The sequence below is a fragment of the Curtobacterium sp. MCPF17_050 genome (assembly GCF_003224435.2).
Classification (GTDB): domain Bacteria; phylum Actinomycetota; class Actinomycetes; order Actinomycetales; family Microbacteriaceae; genus Curtobacterium.
In genome coordinates this window covers 2923501-2942379 of record NZ_CP126250.1, presented here as the reverse complement: position 1 = coordinate 2942379, position 18879 = coordinate 2923501, and the positions used below count along the sequence as shown (strand labels likewise).

The following is an 18879-nucleotide window of genomic DNA, read 5'->3' as shown; positions in this document are numbered from 1 at the left end:
CGGAACGAAAGGACCCCCATGCACCAGGACGAACCGCTCGTCGAGGCCCGCATCGCGCGACTCGTGCGGGACCGCGTCGACCCGAACGTCCACCGACGGGCATCGCCGGTGACGATCGAGGCCTGGCAGGTGCCGGACGAACCGGTGCCCTTCGCCGAGGCCGTGCAGCAGACGTACACGCCGTTCACGGTCGGCGAGCCGTGGGGTGCCCGACCGTGGGGCACCACGTGGTTCCGGGTCACCGGCACCGTGCCCGCGGACTTCGGCACCGCGGACGGCACCACCGCCGAGCTCCTCGTCGACCTCGGGTTCAGCAAGCGCCAGCCCGGGTTCCAAGCCGAAGGGCTCGCGTTCCGCCCGGACGGCTCCACCATCAAGGCCATCGAGCCGCGCAACGACACCGTCCCGCTGCAGGTCGGCCCGGGGGAGTCGTTCGAGCTCTACGTCGAGGCCGGCGCGAACCCCGACATCGGCGGCGACGACTTCCAGGGCGCCACCCCGCTCGGCTCGAAGCACACCGCCGGCGACGTCCCGATCTACCGGCTCCGCGCACTCGAGGTCGTCGAACGCGACGACACCGTGTGGGAGCTGCAGCAGGACCTCTGGGTGCTGCGCGGTCTCATGGCCGAGCTCCCGACCGACGGCACCCGTGGCGCCGACGTGCTCCGCGTGCTCGAACGGGCCGCGGACGCACTCGACCCCGACGACGTGGCCGGGACCGCCGCCGACGCCCGCGCCGTGCTGGCGACGGCGCTCGCCGTGCCCGCCAGTGCTGCTGCGCACCGCGCGATCGCCGTCGGGCACGCGCACATCGACTCCGCCTGGCTCTGGCCGGTGCGGGAGACGAAGCGCAAGTGCGCCCGCACGTTCTCGAACGTGCTCGACCTGATGGACCGCGACCCCGACTTCACGTTCGCGTGCTCGTCCGCCCAGCAGTACGCGTGGATGCGGGACGAGTACCCGGAGGTGTTCGGCCGGATCAAGCAGCGCGTCGCCGAGGGGCGGTGGATCCCGGTCGGCGGCATGTGGGTCGAGTCCGACACGAACCTGCCCGGCGGAGAGGCCCTGGCCCGGCAGTTCGTCGCCGGCAAGCGGTTCTTCCTCGAGGAGTTCGGCATCGACACCCCCGAGGCCTGGCTCCCCGACTCGTTCGGGTACACCGGCGCGCTCCCGCAGATCGTGCGCGCCGCGGGGTCGAAGTGGTTCGTCACGCAGAAGCCGTCGTGGAACGAGACGAACGTCATCCCGCACACGTCGTTCCTGTGGGAGGGCATCGACGGCTCCCGGGTCCTCACGCACCTGCCCCCGGCGGACACGTACAACTCCGACGTCTCGCCCGCGGACCTGCACCGGGGGGAGCGGCAGAACAAGGAGCGCGGCGTCGCGAACACCTCGATGCTGCTCTACGGCTTCGGTGACGGCGGTGGCGGTCCGACCCGCGAGATGGTCGCCGCCGCCCGACGCCAGCACGACCTGGACGGCTCGCCCCGCGTCGACCTCGGCACGCCGGCGCAGGTGTTCGAGGAGCTCGAACAGGCGCTGCCCACCCCCGGCGTCTGGTCTGGGGAGATGTACCTCGAGTTCCACCGCGGCACGTACACGTCGCAGGTCCGCACAAAGCAGGGCAACCGCCGCTCCGAGCACCTGCTCCGCGAGGCCGAGCTCTGGGCCTCCACCGCGGCCGTCCGGCTCGGGCAGGCGTACCCGTACGACGAACTCGAGTCGGCCTGGCACACCGTGCTGCTCCAGCAGTTCCACGACATCCTGCCGGGCTCGTCCATCGCCTGGGTCTACGAGAACGCGGAGGCCGAGTACGCCCGCGTCGCAGGTGTCCTCGAGGAGCTGATCGGCACGGCGACCTCCGCACTCGCCACCGGCGGCACGGCCACCGCGGACCAGCCGGGAGGCCCGGCCGCGTCCGCCCCGCAGGTCCGGTTCAACGCGTCCCCGGTGGTCGCCGACGGCGTGACCGCGCTGGGAGCCGCGCCCGTCGACGTGGCGCGGGCCGTGCCTCCCGAGCCGGACGGCGACCGGTTCGTCTTCGACACCGGTGCGGTCGTCGCGACCGTCGACGCGGCCGGGCACGTCGTGTCGTTCGTGGAGCGGGCCTCCGGGCGGGACGCCGTCGCCCCGGGCGCCGCAGCGGCTGAGTACACCGTGTTCCGCGACACCCCGAACCAGTGGGAGGCGTGGGACATCGACCGGGCGTACCAGCGCCACGGGTCCGCGCTCACCGCGACGAGCGTCACGGTCGAGGGTGACGCGCTCGTCGTCGTCCGTCCGTTCGGCAGCTCGACCGTGACCACCCGGTACACGGCGACCGAGGGGCAGCCCGAGCTGGTCGTCGAGACCGAGGTCGACTGGCACGAGCAGCAGAAGCTCCTCAAGCTGGCGTTCCCGCTCGACCTCAAGGCCGACCAGGCGTCGAGCGAGATCCAATTCGGGCACATCGACCGGCCGACGCACCAGAACACCTCGTGGGACTTCGCACGGTTCGAGACGAGTGCGCACCGGTGGGTGCACGTCGCCGAGCCGGGCTTCGGGGTCGCGATCGCGAACGACTCGACCTACGGGCACGACGTCACGCGGAGCACCCGGGCGGACGGCGGGACCACCACGCAGGTGCGGGAGTCCCTCGTGCGCGGGCCGAAGTTCCCCGACCCCGAGGCCGACCAGGGGCACCACGTGTTCCGCACGGTGCTGCGCGTCGGCGCCTCGGTGCTCGACGCCGCCGACTCCGGGTACCGGCTCAACCTGCCGGTGCGGACGGTGCCCGGCGACACGGCCGTCGAACCGCTCGTCACCGTGTCGTCGCCGCAGGTGTTCGTCGAGGCCGTGAAGCTCGCCGAGGACCGGAGCGGGGACGTCGTCGTGCGGCTGTACGAGGCGCTCGGCGGTCGGGCGACCGACGTCGGCGTGGACTTCGGGTTCGACGTCGCCGGCGTCACCCGGGTGGACCTGCTCGAACGACCGCTCGACGACGGGACGTGGGAGGACGGCGGACCCGTCGTGCTGACGCTCCGGCCGTTCGAGATCGTCAGCCTGCGGGTGCGACGGGCGTAGTCGGGCGGGACGACCGCGGCGTCGGACGGGGCTCTGGGTGCACCCGTCCGGCGCCGCTCGTGCGTGGTGTGCCCCCTGCACTGGGGGTCCGCGAGGGGCACCCGGTGCTCCGAGCGTGTGTGCGGCCTGGGAGTCCGGCCGTGAGCGAGGCGGATTGGGCGCCTCCACCCCGTTCCGAGCAGATGTGACGCATACTCCGGAGACCGGAGATCATGCGTCCGTCGTCGACGAACGCACTGTGCCTCTCCCTCTCAGACAGGTGCCTCCATGGCCGCGTCCCCGTTCCTCCGCAGCGTCCTGACGGGTGGTGCCGGTCTGGGCCTCGCAGTGTCGCTCGTCCTCGCGGCGTCATCCGGCGCCTCCGCGGCCACCGAGATCGACGGGCCCGTCACGCTCGGGACCGCTGCCACCTACGGCGTCCTCGGGGCCAGCGCCGTCACCAACACCGGACCGACCGTCGTCAAGGGCGACCTCGGCGTCTCGCCCGGCACCGCGGTCACCGGGTTCGGAGCGGCACCGGACGGCGTCGTCACCGGCACGGTCCGGTCCCGCACCGAGGCCGCGCAGGCGCAGCAGGACGCCCGGACCGCGTACGACGCGGCCGCGGCACTCACGCCGAGCGGCGTCGACGTCACCGACCTCGACAACCGTGCGCCGCTCGTCCCCGGGGTCTACGCCGGGGGTGCACTGGACCTGTCGGACGGCAACACGCTCACCCTGGACGGCGACGCGCAGTCGACCTGGGTGTTCCAGGCAGCGTCCACGTTGGTCGTCGGGACGGACACCCGGATCCTGATCACCGGCGGAGCGAGCTCGTGCAACGTCTTCTGGCAGGTCGGCAGCTCCGCGACCATCCAGAGCGGTGCGCAGTTCCAGGGCACCGTCCTCGCCCAGCAGTCCGTCACCGCGGTCACCGGTGCAACGGTCCAGGGCCGCCTGCTCGCCCTGAACGGCGCGGTGACGCTCGACACGAACACGATCACGCCGTCACAGACCTGCCCGCCGCCCGCCACCCCCACGCCGAACGTCGCGCCGTCGATCACCTCCGGCACGCCCACGGACGCGACGACCGGACAGCCCTACAGCCACACCGTGACCGCCACCGGGACGCCGACGCCGACCTTCACCGCCACGGGCCTGCCGACCGGTCTCACGATCGACAGCACCACCGGCGTCGTCTCGGGCACCCCGACCGCGCCGGGGTCCTCGACCGTGACGATCACCGCCTCGAACGGCACCGGCCCGGCCGACACCCAGGTCGTCACCGTCCGGGTCCTGGCGCCCACCCCGACGCCCACCCCGACCCCGACTCCCACCCCTGCGCCCACCGCTCCGGTCCCGACGCCGACGCCCACCACGCCGACGCCGACCCCCACCACGCCGGCCGGGACGACGCCGACCGGGACGACGCCGACCGCCGGTGACGTGGGCACCGGCACCGGTCGGACGCCCACCGGGACCCTTGCCTTCACCGGCAGCGACCCGACGCTCCCGCTCGGCATCGCCGGCGTGCTGCTGGCCGCGGGCCTCGGACTGACGGTCGTCGCCCGACGTCGTCGCGCAGGCCGCGTCTGACCCCGACCCCTCCCGGACGCACACGGCACCGCTCGTCCCCCGACGGGCGGTGCCGTGTGCGTCCGAGCGTCGAGGCGGGGCCGCGCCTGCCCGGGAACCGGCCCAGCGCCTCCCGGCTAGCGTCGCGGCCATGGCCGTCACCGAGATCTGGCTCGTCCGCCACGGAGAGTCCACCGCCAACGTCGCAGCAGCCCGGGCTGAGGCCGCCGGGGCCGACGTCATCGAGGTCGACCACCGGGACGCCGACGTCCCGCTGAGCCCGCTCGGCGAGGAGCAGTCGCGAGCGCTCGGAGCGGAACTCGCCGAACGCGGGGTCGACGACGTCCCGGTCGTGCTCTGGGTCTCCCCGTACCGACGCGCGCAGCAGACGATCGGCATCGCACTCGAGGCCGGCGGCCTCGCCGAACCCCCGCGCCGCGTCGACGAGCGACTCCGCGACCGGGAGCTCGGCGTGCTCGACCGGCTCACCCGGACCGGCTCGGCGAACCTGCACCCCGACGAGGAGCAGCGCCGGCAGTGGCTGGGCAAGTACTACCACCGACCCGCGGGCGGGGAGTCCTGGGTCGACGTCATGCTCCGGCTGCGCTCGCTGCTCGCCGACGTGGACCGGATCGACGGTGCCGACCGTCTCGTCATCGCCGCGCACGACGCCGTCGTCATGCTGGTCATCGCCGTCTGCCTCGACCTCGACGAACCGGAGCTCATGGACTTCGCCGAGTCGCACACCGTCGCGAACGCCTCGTTGACCCGGCTCAGACGCGAGGGCCTCGGGAGCCGCTGGTCCCTCGAGGAGTTCTCCGGCACCGGCCACCTCGACGAGGACCCGGGCGCCACCGTCACCGAACACGAAGGCCGGAAGGACGACGCCCGTGTCTGAACCCACCCCCGTCACCCCGAACCTGCTGCGCGAGTGGACCCTGCCGGAGGTCGGCGGGAGCAAGTACGGCCGCGGGCAGGTGCTCGTCGTCGGCGGCGCGGCCAAGACCCCCGGTGCCGCGATGCTGTCCGCGACCGCGGCGCTCCGCGTCGGCGGTGGCCGACTGACGCTCGCCGTCGCGGAGAGCGTCGCCCCGCACGTCGCCGTCGCCCTGCCCGAGTCCGGCGTGCAACCGCTGCCCCAGGACGACGACGGCCACGTCGCGGTCGGCGCCGTCGACACCCTGACGGACGACCTCGCGAGCGCGGACGCCGTGCTCGTCGGACCGGGCCTGGACGAACCCGACGGCAGCCGTGACCTCGTCGCCGGACTCGCCGCGGCGGTCGGTGACGACACCATCGTGGTGCTCGACGCCTTCGCGCTCGGTGTCGCGGCGGACCTCGTGGACGAACTCGCGCCCCTGCGCGGACGACTCGTGATGACCCCGAACTCCGGCGAGGCGGAACGGCTCCTCGGCCGTGACTGCTCCGACGACCACACCGACGCGGCGGAGATCGCCGAGCGCTTCGGCGCCGTCGTGTCGCTCGGCGGGGTCGTCGCCGCGCCGGACGGCCGGGCGTGGGCGAAGGGCACCGGTGCGGGCGGACTCGGGACGAGCGGCAGCGGGGACGTGCTCTCCGGCGCGATCACCGGCCTGCTGGCACGCGGGGCCGACGTCGCCCAGGCCACCGTCTGGGCGACGCAGGTGCACGCGGCGGCCGGCGACCGACTGGCCGTCCAGGTCGGGCCGATGGGGTACCTGGCGAGCGAGCTGCTCGGCGAGATCCCGCGGGTCCTGGTCGAGTTCGGCGCCTGACCGGGTCACCCCCGGAGCGACGCCACCGCCTTCTCGATGCGCCGCGCGCGGGTCTCCGGTGCCTTCGCCTGCTCGACCGGGTCGACGAGCGCCCGCTTGCGCGACCCCGACAGGGTGTCGAACGCCGCACGGACCCCCGCCGCGCTGAGCGCCGCGTCGAGGTCGGCGGGCACGTCGACGCTCCGCGGCAGGGAGTCGACCTCGAGGGACACGGTCACGCTGTCCCCGGCCGCGATCCCGGCAGCCGTCCGGTGCTCTGCGGACAGCGGGACGAGGAACTCCCCTCCCATGACGCCGACCGTCGACCGGTAGGTGTACCCGCCGTCGATCGTGACGACGACCGCGGGACGCCGGCCCGACCCGAGTTCCTCGACGACCTCGGCCGGGACGGGCAGGCCGGTCGCGGTGCCGCGCGCCTGCCGGACGGTCGTCGTGAACTGCATGCGGGCCTCCAGGGCGGCTCGGCGGCGTCAGCCGCGGTCTCCGGCGCGCTCGTCACGCACCACTGCGGATCCCCACGACGGTACCTGCGCCGGTGGCGTTCCGCCAGCGGCGCCGACCGTCAGCGCTCGAAGCGGGCAGCGACCTCGCCGGTGAGGGCCGCGTCGACCCGTCGGCGCATGTCCTCCGACATGTCCGGGAGGCTCGTGACCGGTGCCCAGAACGCCTCCGTGTTCTCACCGTCGGCCGGGTACGGGTCGCCGGAGACCCAGCGGCATGCGAAGACGAGGTCCATGTACTGGGCGCGGTCGCCGTTCGGGTAGGTCATCGGCTCGAGCGTCCGGACCCACGCCAGGCGTTCGGCGACGGCGACGACGTCGGCCTCCTCGAGGACCTCGCGCTCGGCGGCGACGGCGGGTTCCTCGCCCGGGTCGACGATGCCGGTGACCGGGGTGAGGGCGCCGTTGTCGGCGCGGCGGACGACGAGCACCTCGCGGTCGTCGCCCTCGCCGCGGGTGACAACCGCGGTGACGCCGGTGAGCCAGAGCAGGTCGTTCCCGACCTTCTCGCGCAGGGACAGGACGAAGTCGGGAGTGGGCATGCCGTCACGCTACCGACCCCACGGCGTCAGGTCCTCCGCAGCACGGTCAGGCGGTGTGGCCGCAGCCGCAGGAATCGCGGACGACGAGGCGCCCGTCGAACAACTCGTGCCGACCGTCGTGTCCCGGGGTGAGGACGCGGCTGACGGCGCTGCGGGCCATGTCCTCGATCGGCTGCCGGAACGAGGTCAACCCGGGCCAGGCGTACTCGGCGTCGGACGACCCGTCGAACGAGGCGATCGCGACGTGGCCGGGTACTTCGACCCGGCGCTCGTGGAAGGCGCGGAGGACGCCGATCGCGGTCCGGTCGGACGCGATGAAGAACGCCGGGGCGGCGTCGGGGCCGCCGACCCGCAGCGCGTCCGCGATCCGCACGCCGGCATCGTGGCCGCCCCGGCGGGTCAGGTCCGCGGGCACGAACGGGCCCGGGGGGACGCCGGCCGCCGCACACGCCTCCAGCCACCCGACACGACGTGGCTCCGTCGGGTCGTCCTCGCCGACGAACCCGACCGAGCGGTGGCCGTGGTCGAGGAGGTGTGCGGTCGTGGCGACGGCGCCGGCGCGGAGGTCCGTCCCGAGGGTGTCCGCCCCGGGTTCCGGCGTCACCACGTTCAGGGTGACCCAGGGCAGACCGACCTGGTCGAGGGCCTGCCGGTCGAACGCCGTCCCGCCGGCCAGCACGAGCACGCCGTCCACCTGCCGGGACGCGAACTCACGGAACCGCGCGAGCACGTGCTCCGCCTCGAACGAGGACGACGTCGTGTACAGGGCGTAGCCGCGCTCCCGGGCGGCGCTCTCCAACGTGCCGGCGTACTCGGCGAAGAAGGGGTTGTCGAAGACCGGGTCGGGTCCGCTCGGGACCAGGAAGACGAGCGTGCTCGCCGAGCCCGAGCGGAGCGCCCGTGCGCTGAGGTTCGGACGGTAACCGAGCTGGGCCACGGCGGCCCGGACGCGCTCCGCGGTCGCCGCGGCCACCGGGGGGCCGCCGTTCAGCGTGTAGCTGACGACCGCGTCGGACACCCCGGCGAGCTTCGCGACGTCACGCCGGGTGGGCTTCCGGGGTGCGCCGCCGGCAGCGCCTGCAGCGTCGCTCGTGCCGCCGGTGCCGCGCGTGTCCATGTGCCTCCCTCGGCTCCGCTCGTGGTCCGCCCCGGGCCCGGTGGTCACCCTACGACGCGGCCAGGCCCGCGTCGGTCACGCCGCCTCGGTGGTCGCCGGCAGGGCGGTGCCGACCGCGACCGGAGCGTCACCGAGGTCGGGGACCTGGAGGCGCTCGCCGCCGCGCAGTGCGGACTGGTACGCCACCAGGCCGGGCAGCGTGTACCGCGCGGCGACCCACGCGTTCACGGTCGGCAGGGTGCGCGTCTCGACCGCGCGGACGAAGTCGTCGACGAGGAACCGGTGGCTGCCCTCGTGGCCGTCGGGTGCGACGTCGAACTCGCGGGGCAGACGACGGGCCTCTTCCGCGTGCACCTCGGCGTGCCCGGAGCTGAAGGCCTCGCGCAGGGACGGCGCGATGTCCGCCAGGAGCGGGTCGTCCAGCCCGATCGACGGCTCCGAGGCGAGGCGGGCCGTGACGTCCTCGACGCCGTGCTTGTCCTGCCAGAGGGACGTCGTGGCGAGCTGCTCGAAGCTGCCCTCGGTGCCGAACCACCGGAAGCGGCTCTCCCGGATCGGCGACGGGTACCCCACCCGACGGAACTCGTTGATCCGCATGGAGCCGCCGCCCGCCAGTTCGAAGAGCGCGGTCATGTTCGAGAAGTCGTTGTCGAACATGCTGACCTCGGTGTCGAACACCCCGTCGTCCTGCTCGTCGTGCACACCGATGCAGCTGACGCTCGTGACGTGGGTCGGCAGCGCCCCGAGCACCCCGCCGATCGCGTGCGTCGGGTACCACATCGGTGGGTAGCTCGCCGTCGCCTTCCAGCCGTCACCGCCGCTGTACCGGTAGGCGTCGTAGAAGCCGAGGTCCATGTCGTGCAGGTAGTCGCCCTCGGCGTAGAACACCCGCCCGAACGCGCCGACGTCGAGCTTCTGACGGGCGAACACCGTCGCCGGGTTGTACTGGCTCGTCTCGCCCATCATGTAGGTCAGACCGGTCCGCTCGACGATCTCGACGACCGCGCGGATCTCGTCCTCGGTCACCGCCATCGGGACCGCCGAGTACACGTGCTTGCCCGCTTCGAGGGCCCGGGTGACGATCGGCCCGTGTGTCCACCGCTGGGTGAAGACCGCCACGGCGTCGACAGCCGGGTCCGCGAGCATCGTGTCGAGGTCCGGGTACGCGCCCGCGAGTCCGAGCTCGGCGACCAGGCGCTCGGCGCGGCCCTCGATGACGTCAGTCGCGAAGACCGCGCCGACCCCCGGGTGCAGCTGGAAGAGGGAGGCGAAGTGGGCCGAGAACTGGCCGGCTCCGACGATCCCGATCGTGAACGTCATGGGGGCTCCTGAGCAGTGTCACGCCGGTCCCTCGTCGGACCGGTCGGACCCAGACTGCTGTGCGGATTTACTCGTGTCAACCGTTCCGTCACACGGCAGGTCCCTCGCTGCGCACGTCGCCGCGGGACGCCCCTGACGGGACACTGGTCATGACCAGTAGGCTGGCGGCGTGGAGATCATCATCCTGCCCACCCCGGCGGAGGTCGGTCGCGTCGCCGCGGCCAAGATCGCGTCGGTCGTCACCACGAAGCCCGCGGCGGTCGTCGGACTCGCCACCGGGTCGAGCCCGCAGGGCATCTACGCCGACCTGCGCCGCCGGGTCGAGGCCGGCGAGCTGTCGTTCGCGCAGGCGCGCGGGTTCGCCCTGGACGAGTACGTCGGCATCCCGCTCGAGCACCCCGAGTCGTACGCCAGCGTCATCGCCCGCGACGTCGTCGAGCCCCTCGGCTTCGACCCCACCCGGGTGCGCGTGCCGGACGGCCGCGCGGGGGACCTCGCCTTCGCCGCGAAGGAGTACGACGCCGCGATCCGCGCTGCCGGCGGGGTCGACGTGCAGATCCTCGGCATCGGGGCGAACGGGCACATCGGGTTCAACGAGCCGACGTCCTCGTTCGCGTCCCGCACCCGCATCAAGACGCTCGCGCCGTCCACGCGCGAGGCCAACGCACGGTTCTTCGACTCGCTCGACCAGGTGCCGACGCACTGCATGACCCAGGGGCTCGGCACGATCCTCGAGGCCCGCGAGCTCGTCCTCGTCGCCCAGGGCGCGGCGAAGGCGGGCGCGGTCGCCGCCGCCGTCGAGGGTCCGCTGTCGTCCTTCGTGCCGGGCTCCGCGCTGCAGCTGCACGAGCACGCCACGGTCGTCGTGGACGAGGAAGCGGCCGCGGGCCTGCAGCTCGCCGACTACTACCGGTACACGTACGCGAACAAGCCGGAGTGGCAGCGGTTCGAGTAGCCCCGCGGAGGTCAGCGGGCGGCGGCCAGGCGCGCGAGCCCCTCGCGCAGGGTCTCCTCCGAGCAGCCGAAGTTGAGCCGGACGTGCCCGATGCCCTGCCGCCCGAAGTCCCGCCCGTTCGACAGCGCCACCTGCGCCCGGTCCACCAGGAGCGGCGCGGGGTCGTCGCCCCACGGCAGGGGCCGCAGGTCGAGCCAGGCCAGGTACGAGGCCTGCGGCTGCCGGTACCCCGCGCCGGGCAGCGCGGCGCCGAGCTCCTCCGCGAGGACCCGGCGGTTCGCCGCCAGCTCGGCGAGCAGGGACGCCAGCCACGGGCCGCCCTCCGTGAACGCGGCGACGCTCGCGGTGTACCCGAGGATCCCGGTGCGCTCGACGACCTCGCCCGGCAGTCCGTCGAACCACCCGCGGGCACGGTCCGACGCGCCGACCATGAGGGCGCACTTCGTGCCGGCGAGGTTGAACGCCTTGCTCGCGCTCGTCAGGGCGACCCCGAGGGCCGCGGCCTCCGGGCACGAGTCGAGGAACGGCGTGAAGACGGCGTCTGCGTGCACGAGCGGGGCGTGGATCTCGTCGGACACCACCACGGCGTCCCACTCGGCGGCGAGCCGGGCGAGTGCCGCCAGGGACTCCCGGTCGTGCACGAGCCCGAGCGGGTTGTGCGGGTTGCACAGCAGCACGGTCCGGGCGCCGTCCGCGAAGGCCTGCCGCACGCCGTCCAGGTCCATCCGCCAGCCGGCCGTCGTGTCGAACGGGTCGGCCGGGCCCTCGGGGGCGAGGAGCGGCACCTCGGTGACGGACCCGCCGGCTTCGCCGACGTACTCCCAGAAGGGCGCGTACACGGGCGGCATGATGACGACCTGGTCCCCGGGCTCGATCACCCGGCGGAGGACCTCGACCGCCGCGACCGAGACGTCGGTGGTGGTCCGGACGAGGTCGGGGTCCACCGACCAGCCCCACCGGTCGGCGGCGAAGTCGGCGAAGGCCTCGGGCAGCACCCGGTGGTGCCCGACGTACCCGGTGTCGCCGTCGGTGACCGCCCGGACCAGGGCGTCCCGCACGGGTTCGGCGAGGGCGCAGTCCATCTCGGCGACGAACATCGGCAGCACCTCGGGGCCGAACGCGGTGTACTTCTCGCTCGTGCGGGTCCGGCGGGCATCGAACACGGAGACCATGACGCTCATGTCGTCATCCTCGCAGCACCTGGGTCCGGCGACCAGGGTGACCGGTCCCGGGCTCGGACGGCTCGAGGCGACCACCACGTGAACAGCCGCCGACCTCCCGGTGACGGTGGTGGCGTCCCCCGTCCGAGGGGGCTAGCGTCACGACCGTGACCCGTTCCCGCGCGCACCGTCGCCCGCTCCTCCGTCCGGTCCCGCTCGCCGCGGTGGCCACGATCGCCGCACTGCTCGGCACCGGGGCGGTGGTCGCCCCGGCCGCAGCCAGCCCGGGGACCGCAGCGTCCGGGGCGGGCGTGACCACGGCCTCCCGGCACGGAGCCGACCCGGCGGCGTCTGTCGACCCGTTCATCGGGACCAACCACGACGGCAACACCTGGCCCGGAGTCACCGCACCGTTCGGCATGCTCCAGTGGAGCCCGACGGGCACGAAGGGCGACCAGACCTCCACCCCGGTCGCGAACGGCTACTCGTACGACGTCAACCGGCTGCGCGGGTTCAGCCTCACGCACCTCAACGGCGCCGGCTGCGCTCCGGGTGCCGCGGGCGACGTGCCGATCATGCCGGTCACGACGCCCGTCACGACCTCGCCCTCCGCGGACTCGACCGACGCCGTCTACGCCGCCGGGTACTCGCACGACCAGGAGCACGCCAGCCCCGGCCGCTACGGGGTCACGCTCGACAACGGCGTCAGCACCGACCTCGCCGTGACCACCCGCGCCGGCATCGGCGAGTTCACGTTCCCGGCCGGGCAGGACGCCAACCTGCTCTTCCGCACGTCGAACTCGATCAACGGCAGCGAGGCCGCCGACACCCGTGTCGACGCCCGCACCCGCACGGTCAGCGGCAGCGTCCTGACCGGCGGCTTCTGCAGCCGCCGCGCGAACGGCGGCGGCGCGACGAACCCCGACCGGCGCAGCTACTACCGCCTGTTCTTCACGGCCACCTTCGACAAGCCGTTCACGAGCACCGGCACCTGGAAGGACGGTGCCGTCCAGCCGGGAGGCACGCGCGCCTCCGGCGGGGAGGGGTACCTCTCCGGCGCCGACCGGGCCGGACGCGGCTCCGGCGCGTGGGTCGGGTTCGACGCGCGCCGGGGTGCCACCGTGCACGCGAAGATCGGCATCTCGTACGTCAGCGCCGCCGGCGCCGTCGCGAACCGTGACGCCGAGGTGCGGAAGCACGCCACCGTCGCCAGCGTGGCGGCCGACACCCGCGCCTCCTGGAACCGCGAACTCTCGCGCATCCGGGTCGGCGGCGGCACCGCGGACCGCACCACGCAGCTCTACACGGCCGTGTACCACGCACTCATGCAGCCGAACACGCTGAACGACCGCGACGGACGGTACCTCGGGCCGGACATGCGGGTGCACCGGATCGACCGCGGACACCGCGCCGTCTACGGCACGTACTCCGGATGGGACCAGTACCGGGCGCAGATCCAGCTGCTCGCGCTGTTGCGGCCGGACGTCGCCGGGGACATGGCGCAGTCGATGCTGCGGTTCGCCGAGCAGAACGGCGGCGTGTGGGACCGGTGGCTGCACCTCGGCGCACCGACCCACGTGATGACCGGCGACCCCTCGGCTGCGACCCTCGCCACCTGGTACGCCATGGGCGTCCGCAACTTCGACGTCCGTGCGGCCTACGCCTCGCTCCGCAAGCAAGCGACCGTCGAGAACGCCGACGCCGAGAGCGACATCGGGTGCCCGGGCCAGTGCCTGGCGCAGCGGCCCGCGCTCGACGAGTACCTGCAGCGGCACTACGCCGCGAACGACGACTGCTCGTGCTGGGGCGGCGCGGCCGAGACGCTCGAGGACTCCATCTCCGACAGCGCCCTCGGGTACTGGGCGTCGTCGCTCGGGCTGCGCTCCGACGCCCGGATGTTCGCCGCCCGGGGCGAGTACTGGGAGAACACGTTCAACGCGGCCGTCGGGTACCAGGCCGCGCGCCAGGCCGACGGGTCGTGGTCGCCCGGGTGGTCGCCGTCGACCGGCACCGGTTTCGCGCAGGGGACGAGCGCGCAGTACACGTGGCTCGTGCCGCAGGACGTCAGCGGGCTGTCGTCCGCCCTCGGTGGGGACGCCGCCGCGGTCGCCCGGCTCGACGCGTTCTTCCACGACGCCTCGGGCAACTGGGCCGTGACCGGTGGCGACGCGACGCGGTTCGACCCGACCAACGAGCCCGACATCCACACGCCGTGGATGTACAACGCACTCGGGCAGCCCTGGAAGACGCAGGAGACCGTGCGCCGTGTCGTCGACGACGCCTACCGCACCGGGCCGAGCGGCCTGCCGGGCAACGACGACCTCGGCACGATGAGCGCCTGGTACGTCTTCGCCTCCATCGGTCTGTTCCCGCAGACGCCCGGCCGGGCCGAGATGCTCATCGGGAGCCCGACGTTCAGCACCGTCGACATCCGGCGGTCGAGCGGGCAGCGGATCGTGATCCGGTCCTCGGGGACGGAGCAGTACGTGCAGGGCGCGCGGCTCGACGGGAAGACCCTCACGAAGTCGTGGGTGCCGGCCTCGTTCGTGAACCGGGGTGGCACGCTGTCGCTCCGTGTCGGTGACACCGCCGACACGACGTGGGCGACCGCGGAGCGCGACCGGCCGCGCGACCGGTGAGGCGGCGCCAGCTGACGCACGCCGGGGGGCCTGCGGTCAGCGGCACCACCGGGCAGTCCGACCACGCCGTCCCGATCTGGTGGTACGAGGCGTCCCCCGCCCGGACCGCGGACACCCCGACGCTCCTCTGGCTCCACGGCGGCGGGTTCTTCCGGGGCGGGCTCGACCAGCCCGAGGCGCACGCGGTCGCGCAGGAACTGGCCCGGCTCGGCGTCCCGGTGGCCACGGTGGACCACCGCCTGGCGCCGGTCCCCGGCCTGGCATGGGTCCGGCAGCGGGCGGGGCGTCCCCGGGTGCGGTTCCCGCTGCCCCTCGACGACGTGCTGCAGGCGTACCGGACGGTCGCCGCCCGGTCCCCGGACGGCGTGGTCCTCGGCGGCGCAAGTGCCGGAGCGTGCCTGGCGGCCGCCGCGACGCTCCGCGCACTCGACGACGGGTCCTCCCCGCCGGCCGGAGCGGTGTTCGCCTACGGGTTCTTCCACCCGGTGCACCCCCGACACCACGACGCGCGGCGGCGCTCGCGTCGGCACCGCCGGATCACCCACGCGCCGTGGGCGTTGGACGTGATGAACCGCAACTACGTCGGTCGGGGTGCTGGGCTGTCGGACCGCTTCGCCTTCCCCGGTGGCCACGAGCTCGAGGGGTTCCCGCGGGCGCTGTTCATCAACGCCGAGCACGACAACATGGCGGCCTCGGGTGACCTCTTCGCGGCGGAGCTCGGTGCCGCCGGTGTCGACGTGGCACACCACGTCCTGCCGGGTACCCGTCATGCGTTCCTGAACCGTCCGGCGCTGACGGAGTTCTCGACGGCCACGGCGATGATCGCGTCGTGGATCCACGGGACGGCGGGGCCGGCCGACCGCTGAGGGCGGCCGGACCAGCTCCAGGGCTCAGCGCTCGGGCATGCCGCTCGCACCGGACGGCGTGACCCAGACGAGCGAGGACACGACCTGCCGACCCATGGACCGGGCGTTCGCCAGGGACGCACGGTTGCCGGGGTGGATGTGGCCCCAGAGGACGTCCGTCGGGCTGGCCGGGAGCGCGCGGGCCAGGTGCTGCCCGGTCGCCGTCCCGAGACCTCGACCCCGGTGACCGGCGTCGAGCACGATCTCCTGCACGCTGAACCCGGTCAGCCCGTACGAGTCGTCCCGCTCGGCGGCGACCAGGCCGGCCACGGTGCCCGCCACGACGACCTCGAACAGGAGGCCCTGCTCGTCCGCTTCGGCAAGGGACTCCGCGTCGGCCGGTGTCGCCCAGTCGGCGGAGGCCGGCTGGTCGGCGATGCGTTCCCGGTAGACCGAGCCGACCAGTCCGGCGGCGTCCTCGGGGCTCGTCCGGACGAGCGTCACGTCCTCGTACCGACGGGTCGGCGGCTGCGCGCTGATCTCGTCGACCCCGCCAGCGACGACCAGCAGGTCTGCGCGCAGCGTGGCACCACGCGGGGTGGCAGCAGCGGCGCCGGGCGTCGAGACGTCGCCCGGCAGGTGGACCCGCAGACACCGGGGTGCGAACGCGGCGTAGTGGTCCATGAGGACGGTGAGGTCGTCGAGGCCCGCTGCGTCCGGTGTCGCCGTCGTCGCGATGACGTCCACGAAGGGCTTCTCGACGTCGCGTCCGCGGAACCGGATGCCGGCGACGGCCCATCCGCCATCTGGCAGGTCGATCCGCCGGTTCGCCCAGGCGAGGGGATCAGTGACGGGCAGCCCCACGGCGTCCCGCACCATCGCGCCCCACGCGGTGTCCCCGACGAGGTCGAGACTCGGTCCGACCCACCCCGCGAGCGCGTCCCGCCAGGCCGGGTCCCGGTCCTTCGTCGTGTCCGGTGTCCATGTGCCGAGGGCGTCCACGACGTCGGAGTGGTCCATGGCTGCACTCTACGAGCGGCCCGACGACCGAGCGCCCCCGACACCCGACGCCTGACGCCTGACGCCCGGCGAGCCGCTAGCTGGCGACGCGGTCGACGGCGTCGAGGACCTCCGCCACCTCGGTGCGGGTCGTGTAGTCGACGTGCACGTCGGCGAACCGGATCACCCGGTCGCCGTCGACGACGAACACCGACGGGAACGGGATCTGCGCCGTGTGGTCGGCGTTGCTGTCGGCGACGTCGAAGCCGAGCTGCGTGTGGGCCTCCCGCGCGGGTCCGTCCGGCTCGGTGACGATGCCGAGTTGCGCAGCCAGGGCGTTCGCCGGGTCCGACAGGACGGGGAACGCCAGCTCGCCGTTCGCGATCGCCTGCTCCGAGCCCTCCGGCGTCTGCGGCGAGATCGCGATGAGCCGCACCCCGCGGGCGGTGAGCTCCGGCAGGAGGTCCTGCTGGTACGTGCGGAGCGTCAGGTTGCAGTACGGGCACCAGGCGCCGCGGTAGAACACCACGACGGCGGGGGAGCCGTCGAGCTCGGCGGCCAGTGACGTGTCGGTGCCGGTCGCCGTCAGCAGCGCGGCGTCGGGGACGGTGTCGCCCACGCCGGCCGCGGCGCTCGGCACACCGGCTGCACGGAGAGCCGCCTGCTCCCGGTCGAAGACCGCGCTCAACTCCGGACCGATCTGGGCGGTGAAGCCCTCGTTGAACGTGTGGACCTGTTCGGCGATGGACTGCTCGGGCATCGGGGCTCCTCCGGGTGGCGGCGGTTGGTCCGCCGGTGCGGGGAGCCTATGCAGCGCCATCGGCCACGTCGTGGTCGCGCGTCACGAACCGTCACGGAACCGCGCCCCGACCTCCCGTCGGGACGGCAGGCTCAGCGCTGCCCCACCGGACGCACGATGATCTCGTTCACGTCGACGTCGGGTCGCTCATCCACCGCGTAGGCGACCGCACGGGCGATCGCGTCGGCCGGTCCGTGTCATCATCCGTGCTGCGTGCCCCTGACCCCGCATAGGCGTTCCTCGACGCTCCGATCAATGTGCAGCGCGCAGTTCTCGCCTCGGTGCTCCGCGTCGAGGTGTTGCCCGCGCTGTCGCGCGGCTCGAAGTGGAATGCGCAACGAATATGCATCATCGCGGTCACCGGCTTATCCCTCGAACAGGGTACACGACGAAGACGCGAATCCCGCTCGACTCCCGATAGCGTGCCAGCAAGCACTAATGAGGGGAACTCCATGAGCAGGTCACGCGACGTCGCAGTCCTCGTAGGTAACGGATTGTCAATCGCATTCAACCCCGCACTCAACCTACGAGCGATCACCACGGAGATGGTGAGTCGGATCGCGGCTGCTTCGGATGAGGGAGGCGATGTCGTGCGAGCGATGAAGGAAATCGCTGAGCGCGCCCTCCCAAACGGAGTCACCAGCGAGGAGGACTTTGAGATATTAGTGGGCGCGTTCGGGGCTGAGTCGAGGACGATGAGCAATCTCGAGCACCTTGCGGACTTGACAAAGCCCCAGGATGAGGAGCTAAAGGACGCAATCAAACGCGTCGCGCAGTTCGCTGAAGAGGTCCGAGACAACGGGCTGTCGCACGTCTTGCAGGTCATTTTTGAGCGGTCACACGCCTACCAGCATGACTCCCAAGACCTCCATGACTTCGTTCAGGCGGTGGTCGACTCGTTCGAAGGTCGCGTCACGTTCGCCAATCTCAACTACGACACGCTGCTTCTATCCGGCCTGATCAATGTCTGCCAGGGCGACCTGGCCGACATGGGCCACGGCTACAAGCAAGTCTCGGTGACAACGGAGGACTCTTCCGTGAAGGTGCCGGCGCTACGTTCGACAAAGTCCGATTTCCCCTCCAATCGGCGCGTGAGACTGCTCCATCTGCACGGATCGGTGACCTTCTGGTCGAACACCGACCGGACGATCTTCGCCAAGCTCGACCGCGGTTTTTTGGAGACGCACAACCAGTGGAAGGCGGTGCGTGCGCTTGATACCAATATCCGACCTGTGGTCGTACTCGCCAATCAGCGAGATAAGGCTGCTCACGTCCGTGAGTTCCCCTTCAGCCTTGCTTATTCGATGTTTTCCGACTCACTGGTCACGGCTGACAGTTGGCTGATCGTTGGTTACTCATTCCGGGACGAGCCAGTGAATTCGCGCCTTCGTGACGAGTTTTCGGATCGAGATCCCAAGCCCCGGGTACTTGTGGTTACCCACGGTTCCGAGCCGACTCGTAGGCAGATTGAACGGGCCCTGGGCTGGGGCAAGGAAGATGGGTCGTCTAATGAATGGCTCACAATCCACAGGGGTGGCGCTGACGGCGTCGAGACGACGACTGACTGGTCTGCCTTCATTGCCAAGTAGAGCCTGAAGACGGAGACCGAGGGTTCTTGTCAGCTAGCTCTCA

15 protein-coding genes are annotated in these 18879 nt (G+C 72.5%); 8 read left to right on the top strand and 7 right to left on the bottom strand.

Going from position 1 to position 18879, the window contains the following annotated elements; all coding sequences use genetic code 11:
- The first annotated feature begins 18 nt into the window (after positions 1-18).
- The 4 genes from DEJ34_RS13975 (at position 19) to DEJ34_RS13960 (ending at position 6371) form a co-directional block, all read left to right on the top strand.
- Positions 19-3063 carry an alpha-mannosidase gene (locus tag DEJ34_RS13975; protein ID WP_110900457.1) on the top strand — a complete coding sequence of 1015 codons (3045 nt, stop codon included), beginning with the start codon at positions 19-21 and terminating at the stop codon, positions 3061-3063.
- 267 nt (positions 3064-3330) lie between these two features.
- On the top strand, positions 3331-4638 hold the full coding sequence (locus tag DEJ34_RS13970; protein WP_284180687.1) for an ice-binding family protein: 1308 nt from the start codon (positions 3331-3333) through the stop codon (positions 4636-4638).
- A gap of 130 nt (positions 4639-4768) precedes the next feature.
- Positions 4769-5515, top strand: a complete 747-nt coding sequence (locus tag DEJ34_RS13965; protein ID WP_110911848.1) for a histidine phosphatase family protein — start codon at positions 4769-4771, stop codon at positions 5513-5515.
- A complete protein-coding gene (locus DEJ34_RS13960) occupies positions 5508-6371 on the top strand; it encodes an NAD(P)H-hydrate dehydratase (protein WP_110891113.1) in 864 nt (287 codons plus the stop codon). The genes DEJ34_RS13965 and DEJ34_RS13960 overlap by 8 nt, the downstream gene beginning before the upstream one ends.
- Before the next feature lie 5 nt (positions 6372-6376).
- Here DEJ34_RS13960 and DEJ34_RS13955 read toward each other — a convergent pair whose 3' ends face one another.
- From DEJ34_RS13955 to DEJ34_RS13940, 4 genes are all read right to left on the bottom strand, one after another.
- Entirely contained in the window at positions 6377-6814 is a 438-nt protein-coding gene (locus DEJ34_RS13955; RefSeq protein ID WP_110911847.1) for a YdeI/OmpD-associated family protein, read from the bottom strand.
- Between the two features lie 119 nt (positions 6815-6933).
- On the bottom strand, positions 6934-7413 hold the full coding sequence (locus DEJ34_RS13950) for an NUDIX hydrolase (RefSeq protein ID WP_110900986.1): 480 nt from the start codon (positions 7411-7413) through the stop codon (positions 6934-6936).
- Between the two features lie 46 nt (positions 7414-7459).
- Positions 7460-8530 (bottom strand): LacI family DNA-binding transcriptional regulator, encoded by a 1071-nt coding sequence (locus tag DEJ34_RS13945; protein ID WP_110911846.1) that lies wholly within the window; start codon positions 8528-8530, stop codon positions 7460-7462.
- A gap of 75 nt (positions 8531-8605) precedes the next feature.
- Positions 8606-9850, bottom strand: coding sequence for a Gfo/Idh/MocA family protein (locus DEJ34_RS13940; RefSeq protein ID WP_110911845.1), 1245 nt, complete (start codon positions 9848-9850; stop codon positions 8606-8608).
- A gap of 169 nt (positions 9851-10019) precedes the next feature.
- Between DEJ34_RS13940 and nagB the strand changes: the two genes are divergently transcribed.
- Positions 10020-10805 (top strand): glucosamine-6-phosphate deaminase, encoded by a 786-nt coding sequence (nagB, locus tag DEJ34_RS13935; protein WP_110911844.1) that lies wholly within the window; start codon positions 10020-10022, stop codon positions 10803-10805.
- Positions 10806-10816: 11 nt separating this feature from the next.
- On the opposite strand, the gene DEJ34_RS13930 is transcribed toward nagB, so the two are convergent.
- A complete protein-coding gene (locus DEJ34_RS13930; protein ID WP_110911843.1) occupies positions 10817-11986 on the bottom strand; it encodes a MalY/PatB family protein in 1170 nt (389 codons plus the stop codon).
- Between the two features lie 146 nt (positions 11987-12132).
- Here DEJ34_RS13930 and DEJ34_RS13925 point away from each other — a divergent pair, with 146 nt between their 5' ends.
- Together DEJ34_RS13925 and DEJ34_RS13920 are read left to right on the top strand one after the other, a co-directional pair.
- Positions 12133-14604: a GH92 family glycosyl hydrolase gene (locus DEJ34_RS13925; RefSeq protein ID WP_220032836.1), complete on the top strand. Its 2472-nt coding sequence runs from the start codon at positions 12133-12135 to the stop codon at positions 14602-14604.
- Positions 14601-15470 carry an alpha/beta hydrolase gene (locus DEJ34_RS13920; protein ID WP_181422282.1) on the top strand — a complete coding sequence of 290 codons (870 nt, stop codon included), beginning with the start codon at positions 14601-14603 and terminating at the stop codon, positions 15468-15470. The genes DEJ34_RS13925 and DEJ34_RS13920 overlap by 4 nt, the downstream gene beginning before the upstream one ends.
- A 24-nt stretch (positions 15471-15494) precedes the next feature.
- On the opposite strand, the gene DEJ34_RS13915 is transcribed toward DEJ34_RS13920, so the two are convergent.
- Together DEJ34_RS13915 and DEJ34_RS13910 are read right to left on the bottom strand one after the other, a co-directional pair.
- Positions 15495-16469, bottom strand: coding sequence for a GNAT family N-acetyltransferase (locus DEJ34_RS13915; RefSeq protein WP_110911841.1), 975 nt, complete (start codon positions 16467-16469; stop codon positions 15495-15497).
- Positions 16470-16545: 76 nt separating this feature from the next.
- Positions 16546-17208, bottom strand: coding sequence for a peroxiredoxin-like family protein (locus DEJ34_RS13910; protein ID WP_110911840.1), 663 nt, complete (start codon positions 17206-17208; stop codon positions 16546-16548).
- A gap of 491 nt (positions 17209-17699) precedes the next feature.
- Between DEJ34_RS13910 and DEJ34_RS13905 the strand changes: the two genes are divergently transcribed.
- Positions 17700-18836 carry an SIR2 family protein gene (locus DEJ34_RS13905; protein WP_110911839.1) on the top strand — a complete coding sequence of 379 codons (1137 nt, stop codon included), beginning with the start codon at positions 17700-17702 and terminating at the stop codon, positions 18834-18836.
- Positions 18837-18879 lie beyond the last annotated feature (43 nt).

Excerpts from the sequence above, each read along its gene's own strand:
- DEJ34_RS13975 (WP_110900457.1), top strand. The coding sequence starts at position 19 with ATGCACCAGGACGAACCGCTCGTCGAGGCCCGCATCGCGCGACTCGTG.
- DEJ34_RS13915 (WP_110911841.1), bottom strand. The coding sequence starts at position 16,469 with ATGGACCACTCCGACGTCGTGGACGCCCTCGGCACATGGACACCGGAC.
- DEJ34_RS13910 (WP_110911840.1), bottom strand. The coding sequence starts at position 17,208 with ATGCCCGAGCAGTCCATCGCCGAACAGGTCCACACGTTCAACGAGGGC.
- DEJ34_RS13905 (WP_110911839.1), top strand. The coding sequence starts at position 17,700 with ATGAGCAGGTCACGCGACGTCGCAGTCCTCGTAGGTAACGGATTGTCA.
- DEJ34_RS13970 (WP_284180687.1), top strand. The coding sequence starts at position 3,331 with ATGGCCGCGTCCCCGTTCCTCCGCAGCGTCCTGACGGGTGGTGCCGGT.
- DEJ34_RS13955 (WP_110911847.1), bottom strand. The coding sequence starts at position 6,814 with ATGCAGTTCACGACGACCGTCCGGCAGGCGCGCGGCACCGCGACCGGC.
- DEJ34_RS13930 (WP_110911843.1), bottom strand. The coding sequence starts at position 11,986 with ATGAGCGTCATGGTCTCCGTGTTCGATGCCCGCCGGACCCGCACGAGC.
- DEJ34_RS13945 (WP_110911846.1), bottom strand. The coding sequence starts at position 8,530 with ATGGACACGCGCGGCACCGGCGGCACGAGCGACGCTGCAGGCGCTGCC.
- DEJ34_RS13965 (WP_110911848.1), top strand. The coding sequence starts at position 4,769 with ATGGCCGTCACCGAGATCTGGCTCGTCCGCCACGGAGAGTCCACCGCC.
- DEJ34_RS13950 (WP_110900986.1), bottom strand. The coding sequence starts at position 7,413 with ATGCCCACTCCCGACTTCGTCCTGTCCCTGCGCGAGAAGGTCGGGAAC.
- DEJ34_RS13940 (WP_110911845.1), bottom strand. The coding sequence starts at position 9,850 with ATGACGTTCACGATCGGGATCGTCGGAGCCGGCCAGTTCTCGGCCCAC.